At 55.3% G+C, this 22,073-nt stretch carries 14 protein-coding genes; 5 read left to right on the top strand and 9 right to left on the bottom strand.

The window, feature by feature from the left end; genetic code table 11:
- Positions 1-51 precede the first annotated feature (51 nt).
- The 3 genes from ACR0DS_RS16265 (at position 52) to ACR0DS_RS16255 (ending at position 4,388) form a co-directional block, all read left to right on the top strand.
- Entirely contained in the window at positions 52-1,590 is a 1,539-nt protein-coding gene (locus ACR0DS_RS16265) for an alkaline phosphatase family protein (RefSeq protein ID WP_480487480.1), read from the top strand.
- Between the two features lie 231 nt (positions 1,591-1,821).
- Positions 1,822-3,687, top strand: coding sequence for a PAS-domain containing protein (locus tag ACR0DS_RS16260; RefSeq protein WP_480616859.1), 1,866 nt, complete (start codon positions 1,822-1,824; stop codon positions 3,685-3,687).
- Complete coding sequence (locus tag ACR0DS_RS16255; protein WP_480559882.1) at positions 3,687-4,388, top strand: response regulator transcription factor; 702 nt, start codon at positions 3,687-3,689, stop codon at positions 4,386-4,388. The genes ACR0DS_RS16260 and ACR0DS_RS16255 overlap by 1 nt, the downstream gene beginning before the upstream one ends.
- A 115-nt stretch (positions 4,389-4,503) precedes the next feature.
- Here ACR0DS_RS16255 and ACR0DS_RS16250 read toward each other — a convergent pair whose 3' ends face one another.
- The 5 genes from ACR0DS_RS16250 to ACR0DS_RS16230 are packed head-to-tail and all read right to left on the bottom strand — an operon-like array spanning position 4,504 to position 13,991.
- A complete protein-coding gene (locus tag ACR0DS_RS16250) occupies positions 4,504-5,814 on the bottom strand; it encodes an HlyD family type I secretion periplasmic adaptor subunit (protein ID WP_480487484.1) in 1,311 nt (436 codons plus the stop codon).
- Positions 5,798-7,945, bottom strand: a complete 2,148-nt coding sequence (locus ACR0DS_RS16245; protein WP_480559884.1) for a type I secretion system permease/ATPase — start codon at positions 7,943-7,945, stop codon at positions 5,798-5,800. Before ACR0DS_RS16245 ends, ACR0DS_RS16250 begins: the two co-directional genes overlap by 17 nt.
- Entirely contained in the window at positions 7,942-9,285 is a 1,344-nt protein-coding gene (locus ACR0DS_RS16240) for a TolC family protein (RefSeq protein WP_480559886.1), read from the bottom strand. The genes ACR0DS_RS16245 and ACR0DS_RS16240 overlap by 4 nt, the downstream gene beginning before the upstream one ends.
- 1 nt (position 9,286) lies before the next feature.
- Entirely contained in the window at positions 9,287-10,114 is an 828-nt protein-coding gene (locus tag ACR0DS_RS16235) for a SapC family protein (RefSeq protein ID WP_480559888.1), read from the bottom strand.
- Between the two features lie 46 nt (positions 10,115-10,160).
- Entirely contained in the window at positions 10,161-13,991 is a 3,831-nt protein-coding gene (locus ACR0DS_RS16230; RefSeq protein ID WP_480559890.1) for a beta strand repeat-containing protein, read from the bottom strand.
- 228 nt (positions 13,992-14,219) lie between these two features.
- Here ACR0DS_RS16230 and ACR0DS_RS16225 point away from each other — a divergent pair, with 228 nt between their 5' ends.
- On the top strand, positions 14,220-16,268 hold the full coding sequence (locus ACR0DS_RS16225) for a dockerin type I domain-containing protein (protein WP_480559892.1): 2,049 nt from the start codon (positions 14,220-14,222) through the stop codon (positions 16,266-16,268).
- A gap of 93 nt (positions 16,269-16,361) precedes the next feature.
- Entirely contained in the window at positions 16,362-17,153 is a 792-nt protein-coding gene (locus ACR0DS_RS16220) for an inositol monophosphatase family protein (RefSeq protein WP_480559894.1), read from the top strand.
- Positions 17,154-17,156: 3 nt separating this feature from the next.
- Here the strand turns inward: ACR0DS_RS16220 and ACR0DS_RS16215 are convergent, their stop codons facing one another.
- From ACR0DS_RS16215 to ACR0DS_RS16200, 4 genes are read right to left on the bottom strand one after another with little or no spacing between them, the layout of a single operon-like run.
- Positions 17,157-17,723, bottom strand: a complete 567-nt coding sequence (locus ACR0DS_RS16215) for a histidine phosphatase family protein (RefSeq protein WP_480559896.1) — start codon at positions 17,721-17,723, stop codon at positions 17,157-17,159.
- Positions 17,724-18,794 carry an ABC transporter ATP-binding protein gene (locus ACR0DS_RS16210; RefSeq protein WP_480559898.1) on the bottom strand — a complete coding sequence of 357 codons (1,071 nt, stop codon included), beginning with the start codon at positions 18,792-18,794 and terminating at the stop codon, positions 17,724-17,726.
- Complete coding sequence (locus ACR0DS_RS16205) at positions 18,791-21,007, bottom strand: ABC transporter permease (protein ID WP_480559900.1); 2,217 nt, start codon at positions 21,005-21,007, stop codon at positions 18,791-18,793. Before ACR0DS_RS16205 ends, ACR0DS_RS16210 begins: the two co-directional genes overlap by 4 nt.
- Positions 21,008-22,033 (bottom strand): ABC transporter substrate-binding protein, encoded by a 1,026-nt coding sequence (locus tag ACR0DS_RS16200; protein WP_480483727.1) that lies wholly within the window; start codon positions 22,031-22,033, stop codon positions 21,008-21,010.
- Positions 22,034-22,073 lie beyond the last annotated feature (40 nt).

Here is a 22,073-nt window from a genome sequence, read left to right as displayed (position 1 = left end):
GCAATACACATTCCGCGTTGTTTGTTACGGCGCGGAATCGGAGAAGTCGGTATGCATCAGACCAAGAACGTCTTGTTTGTCATCATCGACCAACTTAGAGCGGATTGCCTGTCCGGGGCCTTGGCAGACCATGTGAACCTTCCGAATTTGCGGGCTTTTATGGATGAGGCCGTGACCTTTACCCGCCATTTTTCGGTCACCAATCCCTGTGGTCCCTCGCGCGCATCGATTCTGACCGGTCAATATGCGATGAATCATCGGTCGGTAAGAAACGGAACGCCGTTACGGCACGATACCCCAAACATCGCCACGGAGATGCGCAAAGCTGGTTACTTGCCAATGTTGTTTGGGTACACAGATACCTCCGCCGACCCGCGCGTCCATGATCCCAATGACCCTGACCTCAAGTCTTACGAACAGTCGATGACCGGGTTTGTTGAAGTTGTCGAAATGCGCCTTGAAGAATCATATCCTTGGCAAGCGCATCTGATGAAAAAGGGGTACCAGTTCGAAAAGTACTGGGATGTCTACAAGCCCGTTTCGCCCGACGGTGGACACCCGCGGCTGAATGATCCCGCGCTGTATCGGGCGGAAGACAGCGATACAGCTTTTCTGACAGATGCCTTTCTTGATGGGATCGCGCCGCATCGTGGAAAGGGTTGGTTCGCCCATTTGACCTATATCCGCCCGCATCCGCCCTTGGTCGCACCGGCCCCGTACAATGACATGTATGACCCGGCGGATATCCCTCTGCCGCACTGCTTGCCAAGCGCAGCAGCAGAAAAAGCAGTGCACCCGTTCTTTGGACCAAAGCTGGATACCTTTAGCGCGAAAAAATTCGTTCACGGTTTCGATGACGTTGAACCTACGGACGAAAACATTCGCACCTTGCGTGCTATATATCTGGGTCTGGCGACCGAGGTTGATCACCACATCGGTCGTGTTGTCCAGTACCTGAAGGACAGCGGGCAATACGACGATACATTGCTGGTTATCACCGCCGATCATGGTGAAATGCTGGGGGATCGACACAGCTGGGGCAAAATGACGGTCTACGACGCAGCGTATCACACACCGCTGATGATCCGTTTGCCCGGGAATGAAGCTATGGCGGGAAGCAAGATCACCGTTCCAACCGAGTCCGTGGATGTCACTCCGACCATACTGGACTGGATTGGTCAGGCTGTTCCGAACGCTATGGATGGTCGGTCCTTGCTGCCATTGTTGCGGGGTAATATCCCAGACGATTGGCGCGACTATTCTTTCAGTGAACTTGATTTTTCAGAACCTGAAAACCCTACGCTGTGGCAGCAAGACTTGGGGACCGGTAACAGCGACTCGTGTTTGGGAATATTGCGGGATGAACGGTTCACACTGGTCGAGTTCGCTGCCGATCTGCCCCCGATCCTGTTCGACCACCAAGGTAAGGGCGAATTCGAGAACGTCGCGGAGAATCCAGATTTTGCAACGGACCTCGCACGGTTAAGCCGACAGATGTTGCGCCACCGGATGAAAAATATGGACCACACATTGTCCTTGCATTCGATCACATCTGAGGGTGCAAAATCCCGCCCCAGATACACATCTTAGAACGCGGTTTTTTGTCAACGTTCATCTATTCTAACTATACCGGGCACTCGGTCACGGGCAGGTGTGTCGACGTATTTCTCTTTGCGCATTCGCGGATTGGCAAAAGCACTTGAACGAAGGCAGAGTCCGAAACGCCTCCCCTCAATTCCACTACCCGTGCATGATTTCTGATGCTAGGCATGAGCCGTGGAGAAAACGAAGTTGGACATAACGGAAAAGCGTATCAAGGCGATGACGACCGCTGGGCTGAACCTGATCGGTCAGGCGCTTTCCATTTATGACAACAAGTTGCAACTGGTGCTCAGCAATCGCCGCTTCCAGGAAATGTTCGGTTTGCCGGATGAGCTGGTTCAAAGGGGCGCTCTGTTTAGCGACACGATCCACTTTCTTGCCAGCCGCGGTGAGTATGGCGACGATGAAAGTGTCGAGGAAATGGTCAATCTGCGCGTCCAGCAAGCCTTGGCGTTTGAACCCCACTACATGGAGCGCGTGCGCCCCAATGGGCAGGTTGTTTCAATTGAAGGCGCGCCGCTGCCCCAAGGTGGGTGGGTCGCGGTCTACACGGATATTACCGGCACGCGGCGGGCGGAAAACCTGTTGCGGGCGCGGTCAGAGGAACTGTCGGAACAGTTGCTTAGCCACGCGGAAGAACTGTCCGCAACCAACCGCAAACTTGCGGCCACGATCGCGGCGCTTGAAGAGGCCAAGCGGGAACTGACCGAAATCGAAGCGCGTACTCGTATGGTGACCGAGATGATGCCGGCTCATATCGCGCATTTGGACAGCGACGGCCGTTACGATTACTCGAACCGCCGCCTGAGCGCCGTCATGCCCGGGCGTCCGTCCGATATTCTGGGACTTCATATTTCTGAAGCGTTAGGCACGGCCGCCTTTGAACGGGTTCAGGCCCATTTGCTTAAGGCCTATAGCGGAGAGCCGTCGGTCTTTGAGTTCACTGAAGATCAGGATTCCCGCCGTATTCGGGTTTCGTTTACGCCAGATGGGGCAGGGGGTGTGTACGTGATGTCGGTGGACATCACCGAAGAGACACAGGCACGCGTTGCATTACAGCAAACCCGCCGCCGGGCGATGGCTGCCCAGATGACCAGTGGGCTTGCCCATGACTTCTCCAATCTGCTCACTATCATCCTTGGGATGCAGTCCCGCCTCGACAAGATGGATTTGCCGGATGGCGCGCAGGAACTTGTGGCCGCAACTCAACAAACGGCGCGCCGGGGCGGGCAGCTGTTGAACCGGATCGCCGACATGACTGGAAACCGAACGCCGCAACCGCAGGCCACTGACGTCGGGGGATTGTTGGAAGACCTGAGGATTCTGGCGACGCCCTCGCTGCCTCGCGGTGTGGGCCTGTCCGTCGTAAACACCTTGCCAAAACAGACATTGATGCTTGATCCGGGTATGGTTCAGGATGCGCTTTTGAATTTGGTTCTGAATGCCAGGGATGCCTGCGGGAGCACGGGCCAGATCACAATCAGTGCACATGCCATTGGTGAGATCTGGATCGAAGTCACGGTTTCCGACACTGGGCCGGGGTTTTCACCCGAGGCGCTTGAAAAAGCGCTGAACCCGTTTTTCACAACAAAAGGGAGCGACGGTTCGGGTCTGGGGCTGCCGATGGTTTATGATACGGTCAAGCTTGCTGGTGGCGATCTGAATCTAAGAAATACGCCATCTGGGGCCTCAGTTGTCATGCGTTTGCCTTTTCGGCCCGCTCCTCCGGCGCAGGACGGATTGGTACTGTTGGTTGAAGACAGCGAAGACCTGCGCGGGCAGTTTCGGGACATGCTGGTGGATTTGGGCTTTACCGTCATTGAAGCAAATTCAGTTGATGAAGCACTAGCCTTGATATCAAGTGTGAAGGACATTTCGCTGGTCTTGTCCGATATCCGTTTGGAAGGACACGGTACAGGCTTGGATATCCTTGAACAGTTGAAACCGGGGTTGCCGCTTATCCTTATGACATCTCTGCCAAATTCAGATCCGCTGCATCAACGGGCCCTTGCTTTGGCACCTGTTTTGCGTAAACCGTTCTCACAGGCCCAATTGTCCGCTCTCATCCAAGCCGAGGCCGCCTGATGTCGCAACCAATGGTGACCATTCTCGACGACGAACCCGAAATTCGGCGCATTCTGACGGATGCGCTGGAGGATGCCGGTTTCAGAACGCAGAGTTTTTCCCGTGCCAGAGAGTTTGAAGCAACCCTTAATCGAGTAACCCCTGATGTCTGCCTTGTGGACCTGTCCTTACCAGATACCGACGGGCTGGCGCTTGTTCATCGCTTGGCGCTGGAACAGGGTGCAGCAGTGATCATTATTTCCGGCCGGGCGCAGGTTCAGGACCGTGTGACAGGGCTGGAGCTTGGCGCAGATGACTATATTACCAAGCCGTTTGACCCCACCGAGGTCGTAGCCCGGGTACGGGCCAGGTTGCGCGCGCCGCGCGGTCGGACATCACAATCGGACAGGGCGGAATTCAACGGCTGGATTGCGCATTTTGATCGGTATGTTCTGGAAGACGGGTCAGGGGCTGAAACACCTTTCAGCCATGCAGAAGGCGAGGTTTTGCGTCTGTTTCTGGAAAGCCCCAAGCGGCTGATCAGCAGGGGGCAGATGCAGGAATCCTTGGGCGGTGCAGCGGGCGACAGCTTTGATCGTGCTATGGATGTCAGAATCTCCAGATTGCGTACGAAACTTGGTGAAGACCCAAAGAATCCGCGCCTGATCAAAACGATTTACGGTGCCGGGTATATTTTTTTAGGGGATGTCGACTGGAAATAGCGACGCTATGTTGGCCAGAATGTGAACCTGAATTTCTTTCGATCCCCTCTGCGTCAGGCAGTGTAGATAGAAAACACAGTAAGCGTCGCAAGAACGAATATTTTGGTCTTTGCGTTCACTCACGCAAAGCTTGATCTTTTATCTTCACGACAGGTTCCAGCAGATACTCCAATACGGATTTTCGACCTGACAAAATGTCAACCTCTGCGATCATGCCGGGTATGATTTCCACTGCGACACCATTTCCATCGAGCATGGTGTTGCTCGTGCGAATTTCCACAACGAACACCTCTTCGTCGTTCCGCTCTGATCGTGTGACGGTATCGGCGCCAATCCGTACGATTTCACCATCCAGCGCCCCGTATCGCGCAAAATCGTAAGCCGTGATCTTTACCTTTACGGGCTGTCCAGCACGCAAGAATGCAATATCTTCGGGCTTTACGTAAGCTTCGACCAATAGTGTGTCGTCCAGGGGAACAATCTCGACAAGATCTTCGCCACTCCGCGCCAAACCTCCAATGGTGGTTCGGTGGATGCGGTTGACGATACCGCGAACCGGAGAGCGAACCTGCGCTCGTGCAGCGCGGTCGCGTAGGGCAGGCAAGGCGGGTTGCAAGGTCGCCAGTTCCGCAGTTGCAATGGCCAATTCAGTAAGCGCCGCACTTCGAAATCGGCTGTGAGCAGCTTGAATCCGATCATCTATTTCATTTAAACCGGTTTGCAACCTGCTGGTCACGGCTTCGGCACGGACTTTGCGGCCGCGCCACTCAGCCTCGCTGCGCCGTAACGCCAGCAATGTCGTTGCCGGTTCCATTTGCCGCTCAACAAGCGGAGCTATGATTGCACGCTCCTCCCCAAGCACCTTTAAAGTTTCTTCTGCTGTTACCTGATCCACTAAACCTTCTTCGTGTTCTCGCTGCTTTTGCTCACGCTGACGTTCCAATATGGCGATTTCTGCTGCCAGCTCTGCTTGCCGACCCTGATACAATGCAGTTTCCGAACGCACGACACTGGGCGCACCTTCGATCAGCTGAGCACCGAAATTCAATTGTGTTCCATCAATTTCTGCCTGCAGTCGCTGTGCACGGGCTTGCAGCCCGAAAGCGCGCTGTTGTTCCTGGCTAAGTTGGCTGTCGATTTGTGTGGCGTCCAATTCCATCAACAATGCCCCTTTGTCGACCAACTGGCCTTCGCGCACATGAAGCGACCGCAGCACGCCAGGCTCGGCGGCGTCGATCACCTGTATGTCTCCCGAAGGCACGATCCGCCCATCGACCCGCGTTACGTCATCCAATTCGGTCAAATGCGCCCACAACCCGGCCGAGACAATACACGACAGGATCAACAGCAAGAGCAATGAACCACGAACGGGGGACCGCCCCTGCATTTCGCGCGCCAACTTCGCCAGATCAGGATGCTGCGACATTCAGGTGCCTCCCTTTCTGGTGCATGTGCTGCGTCAGCAGGCTCTTGGGTCCATCAGCTGCGATTTTTCCGTTTTCCAGAACGATAACCCTGTCCACAAGCTCCAGCAGACTGGTTCTGTGCGTTACAATGACCAAGGTTGACCCGGAGGTTGACGCACTCAGGCGTTGAACCAGTTGGGCTTCGGTTTTGACGTCCATCGCACTGGTTGGTTCATCAAAAAGCAAAACCGGAGGTCGCCCGATAAGTGCCCGTGCCAGGGCGATTGCCTGCCGTTGCCCACCGGAAAGCCCCTCACCGCGTTCAGCGAGTTGAAGGTCATAGCCCGAAGGATGGCTGTTCACGAATTCTTCGACACCGGCAATACGGCCGGCTTCGACGATGTCGCAATCTCTGGGCCGAACTGCGCCACTTGCGATATTGTCCCTGACAGACCCCGAAAAAAGCCAGACATCCTGCAGAACGGATCCGATATTGCGTCGCAAGTCACCCGGGTCGATCTGACGTATGTCTAATCCATCAATCATGACCGAGCCCACTCGCGGCGTGTAAAGCCCCAATAGCAGGCGCGCAATCGTGCTTTTCCCGCATCCGATTTGACCGAGAATTGCGACTTTCTCGCCAGGCTTGATTGTGAATGAGACACCATGCAGGGTATCTTCGCTTTGGTCAGAATACGAGAAATGCACGTTATTGAAGGCAATTGCCCCTTTGAAATCAGATCGGGTCAGCCATGTGCGCCCCTCCGGGCGTTCGCTTTCTGCATGCATTAGCGCATTGAGGTTGCGATAGGCGCACCTGGCCTGATTTATGCGGGTCAAAGTCTGCGCCAGTTGACCCAGAGGGGCCAGCGCCCGACCGGTCAACATTACCGAAGCCACCAGCGCACCCATGCTGGCTTGCCCGTTTGTGATCAGAAAAACACCAAGAAATACGACAAGCACTTGTGCGGCCTGTTGGGTGAATCCGGTCAGGTTCAGGGCAAATTGCGTGACGGTTCGGCTTCGTGCACCATGCGCTGACTGCTGTTCGATGGCCTGTTCCCATCGTGCGCGCATTTTTCTGCCTGCTGCCGTTGTTTTAATGGTTTCAAGTCCCGAGACAGCCTCGACCAGAACTGATTGCTTGGACTGACCATCGGACAAGCTTCGTTCCGCCATCCTTGATAAAACTGGCTGCACCGCCAAACCTGTCAGGAGCACCACCGGTACGGCCAGTGCAGGGATCAAAGCCAGTTGTCCCCCAACCAGATAGATCACCAGGATGAACAACCCAATGAAAGGCAGGTCAACAACGGCCACCAGCGTCGCGGATGTAAAGAATTCTCGCAGAGTTTCAAACTCGCGAATGGTGCTGGTCATGGCACCGGTAGACCCAGTGCGCGATTTCATCTGGATGTTCAGCAACTGGTCGAAAATGCGCCGGCCCATCAACAAGTCGGCTTTTTGCCCAGCCTTGTCGATAAATCCCGCCCGCAGCAACTTGAGGGCAAAGTCAAAACACAGTGCCAACGCCACACCCAGGGTCAAAGCGATCAGAGACTCTGTTGCTTCGTTGGGCAATACCCGGTCATAGACCACCATGATGAAAACGGACGTAGACAAACCAAGGAGGTTTGCCAGCGCCGCAGCGAGTGCGACTTGAACGTATGACCACCGGCTGGCGGACAGGGCGTTCCAGAACCAGTGACCGCCATGTGAACCGGGCCCGTCCAATGTTTCGCCGTCGTGATGGCGACGGAACAGGATTGCGTAACCGGTATGACAGGCTGCCAGCATGTCTTCGGAAACTTCACCGATACCTTCGCCAAGCTCTGGGTCGAAGACCAAAAAGGCGCCAGCTTGCGTTCGTCCGTGAAAGACAACGGCTTTACCCTCTGCCAACAGCAACAGGGTGGGTGTCAGATTGTCATCCAAGTCGGAAAGGCGCATTGCCCCATATCCCGCCTGCATGCCCGCCTTTGGCGCGAGGGCGAGAATGTCCCGTACTGTCAAATCCCCATCTGCGCCAGTTTGCGCCGCGTGCAGCACCGCGAGACTCAATGGCCGTTCAAGTGCCGACGAGATATTCAACAGACAGGCTTCAAACGGTGTAAGTAACGAGGCATCGGTGGCAGGGTGGGATGCGTTCATTGTGTAGTGCCCCAGTCGCCCAATGAAACCCCAAGCAGGTCGAGTATGTCTCCGGTCAGGCTTAGGGCTGTATAATTGGTTAGAAAGTAGCTCTGTTCCGCAAGGATCAAACGTTCCTGAGCATTTACGTAGTCGCGCTGAGCATCCAGAATTTCAATGAGGCTACGGCGGCCGATTGAAAATTGTTCACGGGATGCAGCGACACTTTCCGCGTTAGCCTCTACGGCAATTCGGGCTTCGCGTAACCGATCGGCACCCGCTTTTTGATCCGAACGGATAAAACCCAATTCTCGCGTAATTTCTCGGATAAGCTGCTCGCGCGCAAACTCTGTCTCTTTGACCAACGATTCCGCCGCTGCTATTGCGGCGCGGCGTTGGCCGGTGCTGTCCAACTCGTAATTGAAAGAAAGATCCACTCCAAAATTCGCGTCACGATTGTTATCCTGGTTTGCGAATGCGGCGACCCTGACATCAGGGCTGCGGCGCGCTTTCGCTGCGGACCATTCCGCCTTGGCGGCCAGAAGGCTTGCATCGGACCGCCGAACCTGAGGACTGTTCATTATGATCTGCATGTCACTTCTTTCCAGCCCAGGTGCCGGAACTGGTGCAGAAAGAGTGCCAGGTTCATCCCCAAATACTTCGCGGAACCGCGCTTCGGCACGGTCTGTGCGCGCATACGCATCAGCCAGTTTTGTGCGTGCATCGGACATGCGTGACCGGGCTGCCAGGACGTCGGCACTTGAACCGACGCCGTTTTCTGTTCGGTCGGTTATCTGGCGAACAAGCTCTTCATGGGTCAAAACATTCTGTGCTGCGATGCTTTGAATCTTTCGTTGATCGAGGACAAGTACATAGGTCTCGATAGCTGCGAGCGCAGTGGATGAGGCCGTTTGAATTTGATCGCCTCTGCTTTCCAAGACACGTGCCCGCGCAGCGGTCAGATCCCCTGAAGCCGCCCCGCCGTCATAGACCAATTGTGAGACCCTCAGATACGGCGATACATCCGCAATATCTGATGCAATCCTTTCAGATCGCGCGTTTAGCCCCAGCGAAATCTCCGGGAGAAAAGCGCCTTCAGCCGCGTCTTGTTTGGCCTTCGCGATGCCCATTCTGGATTTGACTTGCGCCAGGTTTGGGCTGTTCTCAACCGCCTTTTTTACCCGCTGCCCGAAGGCGCTGTGACTGAGTGTTTTTGATGGTTTAGTTGCCCCAGCACCGGCTGTTTGGGCTGCGAAGGACATCGTCACAGGCGTCAAATCGGGTGGACGCGTGCAGGCGGAAACCGAAACCAGAAGCAGACTGAGCGTGGCAAGATGCGGAGAATACTTATTAAATGGCATACTAACCCTCCTGCCACCGATGGTCCAGTAGGCTTTCGTTTTGTTGGGCAGCAGCCAGCGCTTCTAGAAAACCTGAAGCATCAGCTCGTACGCTTGGCGACGACCTTTTAGCCAATTGTTCGGCACGCAATTGCGCTGTCGTTAGCCACGAAAAATGGCTCAAGGAAACTTGGTGGGCATGTATGAGGCGCAGGCCTCCGTTCATGGCGAGCAATGACAGATGCGCTGAAGGAACTTGCCGCAAAACAGCCAGATCGACGCCGAAGTAACCGCCGAGACATTCGTCCATGTGTGCGCAGGCGAGTGGGGAAAAAAGCCCCATACCGCCTATCGTACGGCACAACTGATATGTGTTCTCCAGTGATGCTGTAAGAGTGCGAAAGAACGCTTGGACTTTTTTCAGTTCCGGCCCCAGCTCTCCGGTTTTATCAAAGAACGGCTCATCTTCGGGGTTGTCGGTAACCAGGTCCAAGCTTTCGTTGACAAGCAAACCAAACTCCCCCTCTCCGGTTTTGTCCTGAAGCTCAGGTGATCGGAACTGAAATGGCACACACCGTAGTGCCGAGGGAACGTAGCTTGCGCGCCATTCCCCTGTAGCTGACACGAATGGCGTCGGTTTGTCTGGTGTCATCGATAAGATTGCCACGGGGTAAAATCCCCGTTCGGATTTCCGGAACGCGATCGGAAAAGTGGCTGCTGCCTGTAGGACCTCTGCCTCTGCCATCGGGCAGTCGACCATGTCGCGCGCGAATTCGAACGACGTGTAACGTTTCCAGAACCGATGACCATGTCGTAATCGTGTGACCGGGGTTAAGCCATTCTGCGCCATAACTGCCTCGTGTTTCTGATGATCGCCAATTTGTTCCTGAGTTGGGTCAAGCCGTCGCACCGGTTGGGTCGGTGTGTATGATGTTGTCCGCAGTCAAGCCGCTAAGATCGGTCAGGCCATGGAAAGTGGCGAGGGTTTCGACGTTGGCATCGCCAGGTGTCAAGAAATCAGCTTTGATCAGAACACTGTCTGTTCCGTCCGTTGCCATCACATAGAGCTCGTCACCTGCAAATGCTCCGGCAAGGCTCTCAACAGCCGTCTCGAGTGTCGCGGCAGTGAGGTCTGCAAGAACGGTATCGAGGCCTACAAATCCAGTGTCAGTGCCCAATGTGCCGCCGACGGAAAGCAGCTCGAAACCGGTGCCATCACCGCGAAGTGAAGCGACATTCAGTCCGCTGAACATCAGAGCGTCGGTCACATCTGCGGCGGGCCCAATTGTGAAACCGGTTATGCTGTCTACGCCATTGTTGTTCGGGTCGGCTTCAAAGACAACGACGTCCCGCCCGGCTTCGGTGATGTCAATGCTGTCATCTCCGCCACCGCCACGAATGATTGTATCCGTGTTTGCCGCGGTGAGGATGTCATTGCCATTGGTGCCAAACTGAACTGCAACAGGGCCACCTTCAGGTGATTTTATCGTCAACTCAATGGGTTGGGCAGCATCCTGTATTGTCATTGTGAAGGTGACAAGAGGTTGGGACAAATCAGAAAAAACAGTCGCCGCCCCAGCGAAGTTGATGATGTCTCCTGTACCTGGGTTTGCAAGGAACAAATCGAACGCGCTGTTTTCCGAGTCAGACCCGGTGTCGAATGTGGCGACAGATGAGTCGAACTCAAGCTCCGCTGTAAAAGCCAAGCCACCAGAGATGTCACGATTTGCATCGGCATAAATGGCAAATGTAACGGTTGATCCACTGCGCCCGACCTCTGAGACCACGTAGGCAGCTGGTTCATGAGCAACCGCCTGATCCGATACAGGTAAGGGATCTGGTCCCCCTGCAACGGTTGCCTGGGCTGATATAGTCAAGGCATCCCCAGCTTCTATGGCGGCGAAATCTGACGACGCAACAGCCAGTGTCCAGGATCCGTCCGCGGTTACTATCGCGCTGCCGATGGAACTGCCGTTCAGCAAAACATCTACAATCTGGCCGTTTGAAAGCCCGGCAGAGGAACCGCTGACAGTAATGCCTGACGCCTTGGTATCAGCAAGGGCCACTGCGTTGTTCACGCCGACATCGTCCAGCATCAGAACTGGCCGAAAGTCCGTTGTTACCGAACTGCTTGCCGCTACTGCGCTGTTGCCAGCGATATCGTCTACTGTTGCGGTGATGGTGTAGTTTGTTCCATCGGAAAGCGCACCCAGGTCGCTGGCTGGCACAGTTATCGCCCAGGTTCCACCCGATGCAACACCTGTATAGGTTTGCCCGCCAAACGTGACAGAGACTATTTGACCATCTTCCGAGGTCGTCGTGCCTGAAATTGTCAGGTCTGTAGCTTGTTCCATTACATCCAATACGGAGCCAACCGGCAAACTGTCGATCGTGATTGCTGGCGCTGTAAAATCGGTTGTGAAACTCGTCGAGATTTGGTTGCCATTCCCAGCAGTGTCTGAAACAGAAGCCGTGACATTATAGGTACTTGCGTCCTGGAGGCCTGAAAGTTCGGCAACTGTTGCGGTGTAGGTCCAGACACCACCGGTTACCGTTGCTGTACCGCTTACATCTACAGTTCCGTCTGCGCGCGCGATCTCCACAGTAATGACCGTTCCATCCTGAGCGTCAGAGGTTCCCGAGACAATCAGGTCGGTACCTTGCTCAGCAGCGTTCATGACAGTGCCGTCAGAAATACTGGTTATTCCCAGGGTAGGGGGTGTGAAATCGGTCGTGAAACTGTTGCTGGCCTGTGACGCCGGATTTCCTGCGGCGTCAGAGACATCCGCCGTTACCGCCACGGTGGCAGCATCAGAGAGGGCCGCAAGGTCGGCAGCGGGGACAACTGTGCTCCAAGACCCTCCGGTGGCTGTAGCAGTGTAAATTTGACCGCTCAAAGTGACGGTCACAACTTGGCCATCTTCGGCCGACGTTGCGCCCGATATTGTCAGGTCCACCGCTTGTTCGGCAGCATTCATGAATGCGCCGGTCGAGAACGTGTCGATGCTGAGGGTCGGTCCTGTGACATCTTTCGAAAGTGTCACATCAGCCTGAGGGGCTGTCAGCCCGTTTGCGTCGCTGACATCTGCGGTGATCTGAAAGCTGCCTCCGTCGGCCAAAGATGCCAGATCACCGGCTGGGACAGTTACAGTCCATGTTCCGCCCGTCACTGTCGAGGTATATGTTTGACCATCCAGTGTGATGGTGACTTGCTGGCCATCTTCGACATTGGCGGTTGTCCCGCTTATAGCCAAGCTTGCCGCAGCTTCAGCGGCGTTGAGAACTGCGCCGACGGAAAGCGGAGATATCGAAATTGAGGGGCCGGTCAGGTCTACTGGTACAGTAACAAGAATCGGCACGGCCGGGTTGCCTGCGATATCCTCGACCGCCACAACAATTGCAGCAGGTGTTCCGGTGGACAGACCGCTGAGGTCAGAATTGGGGATCGTGACAGTCCAGTTTCCGCCTGTCGCAGTGCCGGTGTACACCTGCCCGTCGAACGTGACGATGATGGTTTGCCCGTCCTCGGCCGTGGTGGAACCCGTTAAGGTTAAGTCACCAGCCACATCAATCAGGTCAATTGATCCACCCGCAACAGGATCCAGAGAAACACTTGGCGCGGTGAAATCCGTATCAAAGCTTCCGCTGGCCTGTGCGGCCGGGTTTCCAGCCGCGTCAGTCACGTCTGCGGTGACATTTACGATTGCGCCGTCAGGCAAGGCGCTAAGGTCAGCCGCCGGGACGGTTACGCTCCACTGTCCTCCGGAAACCGTACCGGAATAGCTTTGCCCGTTCAGTGAAACCGTTACGATTTGCCCGTCTTCAGCATCAGTTACACCGGTGACCGTCAGATCGGTGGCCTGCTCTGTCAGGTTGAGTACCGGCCCGTCAGAAAACCCGGTGATCGACAGGCTTGGCGGGACCGTATCGATGTCAAACTGAACGGATTGTGTCGACAGCTCGGCCCCCGACCCATCCAGGTTCCTGATGGTCACCGTCGACACACCCTGTGGAAGCCCGCTGGCTTCGGCTGCTGTCAGAGAGATGCTCCAGCTGCCATCGGGGTTGGGTGTCACGGTTTTCACCAGTGACCCTATTGTGACTTCGATGGTCGCAGTCCCTTCGGGAGCGATGGCGTTGGTGCTGACGTTGTTCAGTGCTGTGGATTGCAGCTCGGCGAGGTTGAGGCTTGTGTAAGTCGGGGTGGGTTCGGATACGACGGGGCTGTCTTCACCGCCACCGCCGCCACCTCCTGCGGCCGCAGCCGCCCCTGCCAGGCCCAATCCGCCCAACGCCGCGCCGGCACCACTGATGCCGCCTGCGGACGCACCCGCGGAAACACCTGCTTCCACGGCGCTGAACTGGGCAATCTCCTGAACCGCGTTCTCAGCGATCATGATGGCACCGCTGTCCAGGATCTGGACGTTTTCAGCTGCCACGATCATTGTCCGGCCATCGGCCATTTTTAGAAGAACATCGCCATTCTTCATCAACTTGACCGAGCGAACGCCTGGAATGGTATCCGCGAACTGGAAAGCATACAGTTCTTCGATTGTGGCTTGTGATAACGCGGGCAAGGCCATCAAAGTTGAAATCAACCCGCCGGCCGCGCCGCGCCCTGCCCAGCGGCCAAGTTTTCCATCGATCCACTGGCGAATGTGTTGCTTGCGGTCCGTTTCCGAAGGTTCAGCCGCCGGACGGTTGTTGAACTCTGGTGCTTTGGTCATCTTACCCTCACATGTGGTTTCCGCGATCACCGAAATGGAAGACAGATCGCGCTGATAACGGCTGGCTCATCTGTCTTTCCCACTGGTTACTGTTGCGATCGAAAGTGAAAAATTGAGTTAATCTGAAACCGAACTTCTCGTTTTCACCACAATTCCGCTTTTGTTTCGGTCCGTGCATCAGGTCATCTTTTGGTCAAGGCCAGGGGTGGCGATGGAGGTGTGGCTGTGATGCTTCAATTCGAAGGTGTGGTGGCAACGGGGAGCGCGGCGCTCGATTCAGGTATCGGCGATACGGCTTTAAAAACGTTTAACGGAACCACGTATCTTTATACCGTCACCGGACCGGGTGGCGGCGTCGCGGTCTGGAGGCTGGTCGAGGGCGCGTTACCGCAACTGGTCGACACGGAATATTACAGCGGCACAATCACGTTTCACGTTGGTCGCAGTGGCACACCGATAACGCTGGCGGGATCCGAACAACTTGTACTGGATGTGAATATGGCGGTCGGGTTGGTCGGATATGACCTGAACGTGGATGGCACCCTGGACAGCCTTACGGAAACCGGATCTCTGGCAGGAGGAGGAGATATCTCGGCGATTGTTCAAGTGTCGATCGGACCCATGGATGTTCTGGCAATGGCTCATGAAGAAACGGGTCAAATCGGGACATATCTTGTTAATCCAGATGGAACGCTGAGCCTTGCTGGTCTTGTTGCTGGCTCTGGAGACGCGATGCAGACGCTGCGCGCAGGAACAGACCACTTCCTGATCTCAAGTGATGCGGCCAGCAATACAGTCTCAACTTATCGGATCGACAGCATTTCCGGTCAGTTGACCGAGATTGACAACAGTTCAGCCATGGGAACCCTTGGAATCTCGACTCCGACAGCCGTCGAAACGATCGATGCCTATGGCAAGCCCTGGGTGATCGTGGCGGGCGCAGGCAGCAACTCGCTCAGTGTGCTTCAATTGAAAGCTGACGGCAGCCTGAGCGCCACAGACCATATTCTGGATTCGCACACGACCCGCTTTGAATCCGTGCAAGACCTTGAGGTCGTGAACATCAACGGGCGCGTATTCGTCGTGGCGGGTGGCGGCGACGATGGGCTTACATTGTTCACGCTGACACCGGAAGGCCAGTTGGTCTATCTGGACAGTTTCGCCGACACTTTGAGTAGTGGATTGCAGAATGTCGAATCGCTGAGCCTTGCTCACGTCGGCAATGAGTTGCAGATTCTGGTTACGTCGCAACAAGACGCTGGAGTCACTGTAATTTCGGTTCCTGTCGATGATCTTGGGGTCGTGGACAAAGGGTTTGGAACAGTATCGGGGACGGCCTTAGACGACATGCTGAGCGGCAGTATTCTGGATACCACCCTGATGGGTGGCGATGGCGATGACATACTGATAGCAGGAACAGGTGCTACGACCATGTCAGGTGGGGCAGGGGCCGACATTTTCGTGATGCAGTCGGGCAGCGGTCTGACCACGATCACGGATTTTCAACCGGGTGTGGACCGTCTGGACATGTTCGACTACCTGCTGTTGCGGTCCCCTCAGCAACTGACATTCACCAGCACCACCCAAGGGGCGCGGATAGAGTATCGGGGCGAGGTGGTGCAGGTTCAGTCCGCTTCGGGCGGAACGCTGACCAGTACCGATATTTTCGGGGCCGGGTTTGAAGGCCCCGATCACATTCCGGTTGAATTCGGTGATTTCGGCGGTTTGAAGCCGGACAGTTCGGATGGCGTGCTTGGGCCAATCACAGTGGACAGCCGATCTGTAAATCCCGGATTGTCGGATGCGGAGATTAGATTCACTCCGATCGGCGGTGGCACGGTATCTGTCACGGCTGACGATCAGGGACAATTTGACTTGGACCTTCCGGATGGCACGTTCCCCGGAAGACTGGACATCATCAAGCACTATTCGACGGCAAGCAAAGAGATCGACGCAATGGACGCTTTACAAGTGTTGCGCATTTCGGTTGGCCTCGATCCGACATGGGGGCCCGCCGATGCGGAAAACCTAATCGCAGCGGATATCAATCAAGATGGAACCATCAATGCCCTGGATGCACTGGCGATTTTGCAGGTGGCTGTTGGGAAAACCACTGCGCATGAACCTCAATGGGTCTTCTTGGATTCAGATGCGGATTTGTCGGGAGTTACAAAAAGCAACGTTGATTATCAGACTGGAATGGATGTTGTAGCCATAGACGGGGTGATAACCGCCGATATGACGTCCATTTTGCTCGGCAACCTCGAGGCGGCATGAATTGAATTGAACGGTGCTGCAACTCAGTCATTGCAAGCCTTCCGCTTGGACCGCAATGTTGGCCTTAGATACACAAACACAAAAGGACAGGCCATGAATCGTCTTTCGGAACGCAGAGATTTTGCCATCGCGGTCTGTGAAGAAGCTGGGGTGATAGCCGAGAAATACTTCTTGGACAGGAGTAATCTGGTTATCGATCAAAAAGGTGCTCAGGACTGGGTGAGCGACGCGGACAAAAACGTCGAAACCTTCATTCGCCAAAAGATCATGGATGCTTGGCCGCAGGATGGGATATTTGGCGAAGAACACGGCGCTGCCACAGGCAAGAGCGGTTTTGACTGGGTGATTGATCCAATTGATGGAACTACGAATTTCGTCAATGGCATACCCGTATGGACGATTGTTCTGGCCGGTGTCACCGAAGGGCACACTGCGGTGGGTGTGATCCGGGATCCGAGTATGGATGAAACCTTTGTGGCAACACGCGGAGAGGGCGCGACACTGAACGGTTCACCGATACACGTGGCCTCTGGGGTTGCTCTTCGGGATGGGACGGTTTCTGTGGGGTATTCGAACCGGATCGAAACTCGCCACGTCGTGCCGGTGGTTGCAGAACTGATCGAGCGCGGTTCCATGTTTCACAGAAACGCCAGCGGTGCATTGTCATTGGCCTATGTCGCAGCCGGGCGACTTCTGGGTTATGTGGAAGAACACATGAACGCCTGGGATTGTCTGGCTGGGCAATTGTTGGTTACAGAAGCGGGCGGTGTTGTCGAAGATCAAGACGCCGACGCGATGATCCGCGACGGTGGGCGCGTGATCGTCGGTACACCAGATGTATTTGAAAGTTTGTTGGAAATCGCAGAGAACGCTTGGGGGGCTTAACGTCTAGGCCATTGGCAACCATGTGGAATTAGGTTGCAAAGTTGTCAGACTTGTCTGCCAATAATGGCCTTGTGACGGTTGATCGTACTGGCGGTCAATCGGAATCCCGGAAAGCTCACACCACAACAATGTCCCGACCGCACCATGTGTAACGATGGCGAGGTCTCCGGTGCCATGGGCACGAGTGATTTCCAAGACTGCCCGGTGAATGCGCCTCTGCGCGTCGGCCGCAGTTTCCCAACCGCGAAAGCTAATATCCGGCTGGGCAAAGAATGCGTCCGCGGCCGCCTCGAACTTTTCCCGTGGAAGGAAACCAGTGGTACTCCGATCATTCTCGCCAAGTTCCGGGTGGATACTTAGAGGCAACCCCAAGGGCGTGGCCAGAATCTCACCAGTGTCACGAGCCTTTCGTTCGCCGCTGGCCCAGATATGGCTGACATTGGCCATAGCTTCACTGGCGGCAAAGGATGCGGCGCGCCGGCGACCTGTCGCGTTCAGACCCCATTCCGTAATGGGGGTATCCGGATCAATAACGACCTCGGGGTGAGTGATGATCAGTAAATTCGGCATCTAGTTGGGCAGAAGTACCGGCCCTTTGCCCGCAAACCCCATCCTGATTTCGGTACCCGGTGCAAGCGGTGCATCAACATCATCGTGGACCGCAAAAACCTGACCAAATGCGCCGGTCAGTGTGTATTCCATCCGCACGCCAACATAGGTTGCCTTGGCCACTGTAGCGGCGATGCCGTCATCAGAACCAATCACAAGGCGCGAGGGTCGTACAGCGATGGTCGCGGGCCCATTGGTCAAACCCCGACGCGGCAGAGTGTGACGGTAACCTTCGATCTCGATTGTTGCAGTATCACCGTCGGTTGCAACGATCTGACAGTTGAGCAGGTTTGCCTCGCCTATGAAATCGGCAACAAACCGGTCATTCGGGGCATCATAAAGCTCGCGAGGTGTACCCATCTGAGCGATCGCGGCGTTCCGCATCACAACGATCTCGTCCGAGACGGCCAGGGCCTCTTCCTGATCGTGGGTGACATAGACAACCGTCAATCCAAGGTCTTGCTGAATGGCCCGGATATCCTCGCGCACCTGGCGTCGCAGCTTGGCATCAAGGTTGGATAGCGGCTCGTCAAACAGCAGAACCTGTGGTTCTAGAACCAGCGCTCGCGCGACGGCGACACGTTGTTGCTGACCACCCGAGAGTTCGGAGGGAAGGCGATTGTCGAACCCCTTGAGCCCTACCAATTGCAAGCCATGCAAGGCGCGGCTGCGAGCCTCATCCTTGGCAAAGCCCGAGAATGTGAGGCCGTACATCACGTTCTCCAGCACGCTCATGTGGGGAAACAGCGCGTATGATTGAAACACCATTGATACGTCGCGGTCTGTTGCGGGCAGTTTGGTGACGTCCCGGTTGCCAATCATAATCTTGCCAGAGCTTGCCATCTCTAACCCGGCGATCATGCGCAACGTCGTTGTTTTCCCACAGCCTGACGGACCAAGCAGCGTGACCAGTTTTCCCGCTTCGACATGAAGGTTAATGTTATCAACAGCCACAACGTTTTTGCCGAACACTTTCGACACTTTCTCAAATAATACCGGGGCGGCCTTGGAACCGATTTTGTTGTCGGTCATGAGGGTGTCTCCGTTGTGTTCTGTGTGCGCCGACCGATCTGGACCCGACCGACGAGAATTTGCAATAAACCGACCGCTGCCAGCATCACGAAGATCAGCGTCGTCGAATAAGCAATGGCGAGACCATAGTCGTTATTCTCGACCCGCCCGATGATATAGCTGGTTGCCATGTCGTATTCGGCACTGACCAGAAAAATCACAGCCGAGATTGCCGTCATCGCGCGGACAAAACTGTAAACAAGCGCGGCCAGTATCGCGGGGCGTAGCAGCGGCAGAATGACACGACGAAATGTCTGCCACGAGTTTGCACCAAGGGTCAGCGAGGATTCATCGAGACTGCGGTCAAGTTGCGACATGCTGGCGATGCCCGCACGGACCCCAACCGGCATGTTGCGGAATATGAAGCTGATAACAAGGATAACGCCTGTGCCGGTTATTTCGATCGGCGGAACGTTGAAGGCAAGAATATAGCTGACACCGATCACCGTACCGGGGATTGCAAAGGACAGCATGGTCCCAAACTCGAAAGCGTTCTTTCCTGCAAAGCTCTGCCGGGTCAACAGGTAAGCCGTGACCAACCCAACCGCTGCCGTCAGAGGTGCAGCAATTGCCGCAATGGTTATGGTGGTCCAGAAGCTGTCCCACGCGGCGCCGGTCCAACGAATGCCCTCTTCTTCAAATCGAACAGAGAATGCCGTGACGTAGTGTTTTAGGGTCAGGGAGTTATTGACACCCCAAAGCTCGACCACACTGCCGTAGATGATCATTGCATAGACAATGATCGTGAACACCGCCCAGCCAAGAGCGATTACCAGCACGGGAACAGTAAGACCCGTAGGCATCAAAGGGTGCACGCCTGCGTCGCCTTTGCCTGTTACGGTGGTATAGCTTTTCTTGCCCAGCCAAACACGCTGTGCGTAAAAGGCCGAAAGAGTAAAAAACAGCAATACCATGGCCAGAACGGCGGCCCGTCCTTGGTCATATTGCGCCCCGACGATGGCAAAGAAAATCTCGGTCGATAGAACGTCGAAATTCCCACCCAGAACAAGCGGGTTTCCGAAGTCTGCCATGCTTTCGATGAAGCCCAAAAGAAATGCATTGGCAAGACCGGGGCGCATCAGGGGCAGGGACACTGTCCTGAACGTTTGCCATCTGCTGGCGCGGAGAGTCTGGGCCGCTTCCTCCATAGATGGCGAGACGCCTTCCACCACGCCGATAAGAACGAGGAATGCAATGGGTGTGAACGCAAGGGCCTGTGCGATGAATATGCCTGGCATTCCGTACAGCCAGCGCGTTGGCTGCGTGCCGAACAGCTCGGCGACGAACCGTGTGACCGAGCCTGACAGACCAAAAAGCAGGATCAGCGCGAGGCCAATCACAAATGGCGGGGTAATGATCGGAAGAACAGTCAAAGCCCGCAGCACGCGTTTGTAGCGAAAGCCCGAGCGGGTCACGACCAGTGCAAAGCACAAACCCAGGGCAGTCGTGACGAAGCCAACCAGGATGGCAAGAAACAGCGAGTTCCATGCCGCGCCACACCTGGCACCAAAAAAACACCCCAACCCCCAAAGCCGGGCATCAAAGAACTTTGAAAAGAAGACAGCAATGGAATATGCGCCATCTTCAGTGACGAAGGCAGCGAACAGCATCTTGGCGATCGGAAAAAAAACAAAGACGGTGACGATGGTAATCACACCGCCAATCGCACTAACAACAAAGACGTCACCGTTGATGGCACCTCTTGCCGCAATGCCTTGGGTCAACAGGAACAGAAAGCTTGAAGCGCAAATCATTGCGCCATAGCCCATACCGAATTGGCGATCACCAAGTTCGCCAAAATAGGCTTCCAACCAATTGAAATTGAAACCCCTGATGCCAATCCCGAATCCCTGTGCGATCAACCAGCCGAAGCCGAGCGCACCGGAAAGGATCAGAACCCGGGCATAGAGCGGGTCAGACTTGGCTCGCTTCAGCACCAGAAGGGGTAAGGTCAGAGCGATCAATAGTGGGGCAAGCCAAAGCTTCTCACCCTGTGCGATCAGGAATGCAGCGGGGGCATAATCTTCGTCAAACGGGTAACCGTCAAAAAGCCATTCGAATGACCACAGGCCGCCGTCGACCATATACCACGGCAGCAGGCAAAACCCGACCCACCCGGCGATGACCCAAAAGATCAGAACCGGACGGGTCTTTTTTGTAATATGGTTGGCCATTTACTGCGGCAGAACCGAAACCTCTTCGTCCCATTTCTGCAACAGACGCTTTCGTTCGTCTGAGGAACCATACTTTTTGAAGTCATAGTCGATCAGCTTGATCTGACTCATGTCAGGCGCGCTTTCCGACGTTTCTGCGCTCTTGTTCGATGGCACCTGAAACGCGCTGACCTGAAGAGCAAGGTTCTGCGCCTCGGGCGACAGCGCCCAGTCATAGAACTTCTTCGCCTCTTCCTCGTTGCGGGCGCCTTCAATAATGGACATCGAGCCAATTTCGTATCCCGTACCCTCACAAGGCGCGACTACCTTGATCGGGAAACCCGATACAGCCTGCTTTACCGCATCATGCATGAAGACGATGCCAATCGTGTTCTCGCCTCGACCGGCTGCTTTGATTGGTGCAGATCCGGATTTTGTATACTGGTTGATATTCGAATGCAGGCCTTTCATGAACTCAAAACCTTCATCCTCGCCAAAGATCTGCACCATCGAGGCCAGCGTTGTATAGGCCGTACCAGACGAGTTCGGGTTGGCCATCTGAACGTGACCCTTGTATTCAGGCTTTAGCAGGTCTTTCCAACAGGCGGGTTCGGGTAGGTTATTGGCCGCCAGCAGGTCTGCGTTATAGCCATACCCAAGTGCGCCGGAATAAATGCCGATCGTTCTGTTTCCGGCACTTTCGGCTTGGGAAATTGCCCAATCATGAAGCTGGTCGCGCATTTGCGACATGTATTCCATTGTCAGGCCCTCTTCGGCGGCCTGCAAATGCGGATCACCCGTGCCGCCCCACCAAACGTCTCCTTTCGGGTTCGAGCTTTCGGCACGAATCTGGGCAAAGGTTTCGCCTGACGACTTACGCGTCATGTTGACGTCGATGCCCGTTGCATCTTCGAAACTGCGCGCCATGAGTTGGCACCAGTCTTCCTGCGCCGAGCAATAGAGTGTCAGCTTGTCTGCCTGCGCTGCCGACACAGATGCGGCTATTGCAATCAGCGACCCGACGGCCGTGGATGTAAGTTTTTTCATTATCATTCCTCCCTTTGGTTATCGTGCACCAGTATCTTTT

Source organism: Ruegeria sp. AF5 (assembly GCF_056541905.1).
Note: the sequence above shows the minus strand (reverse complement) of the source record. Positions and strands in the feature narration are given on the sequence as shown.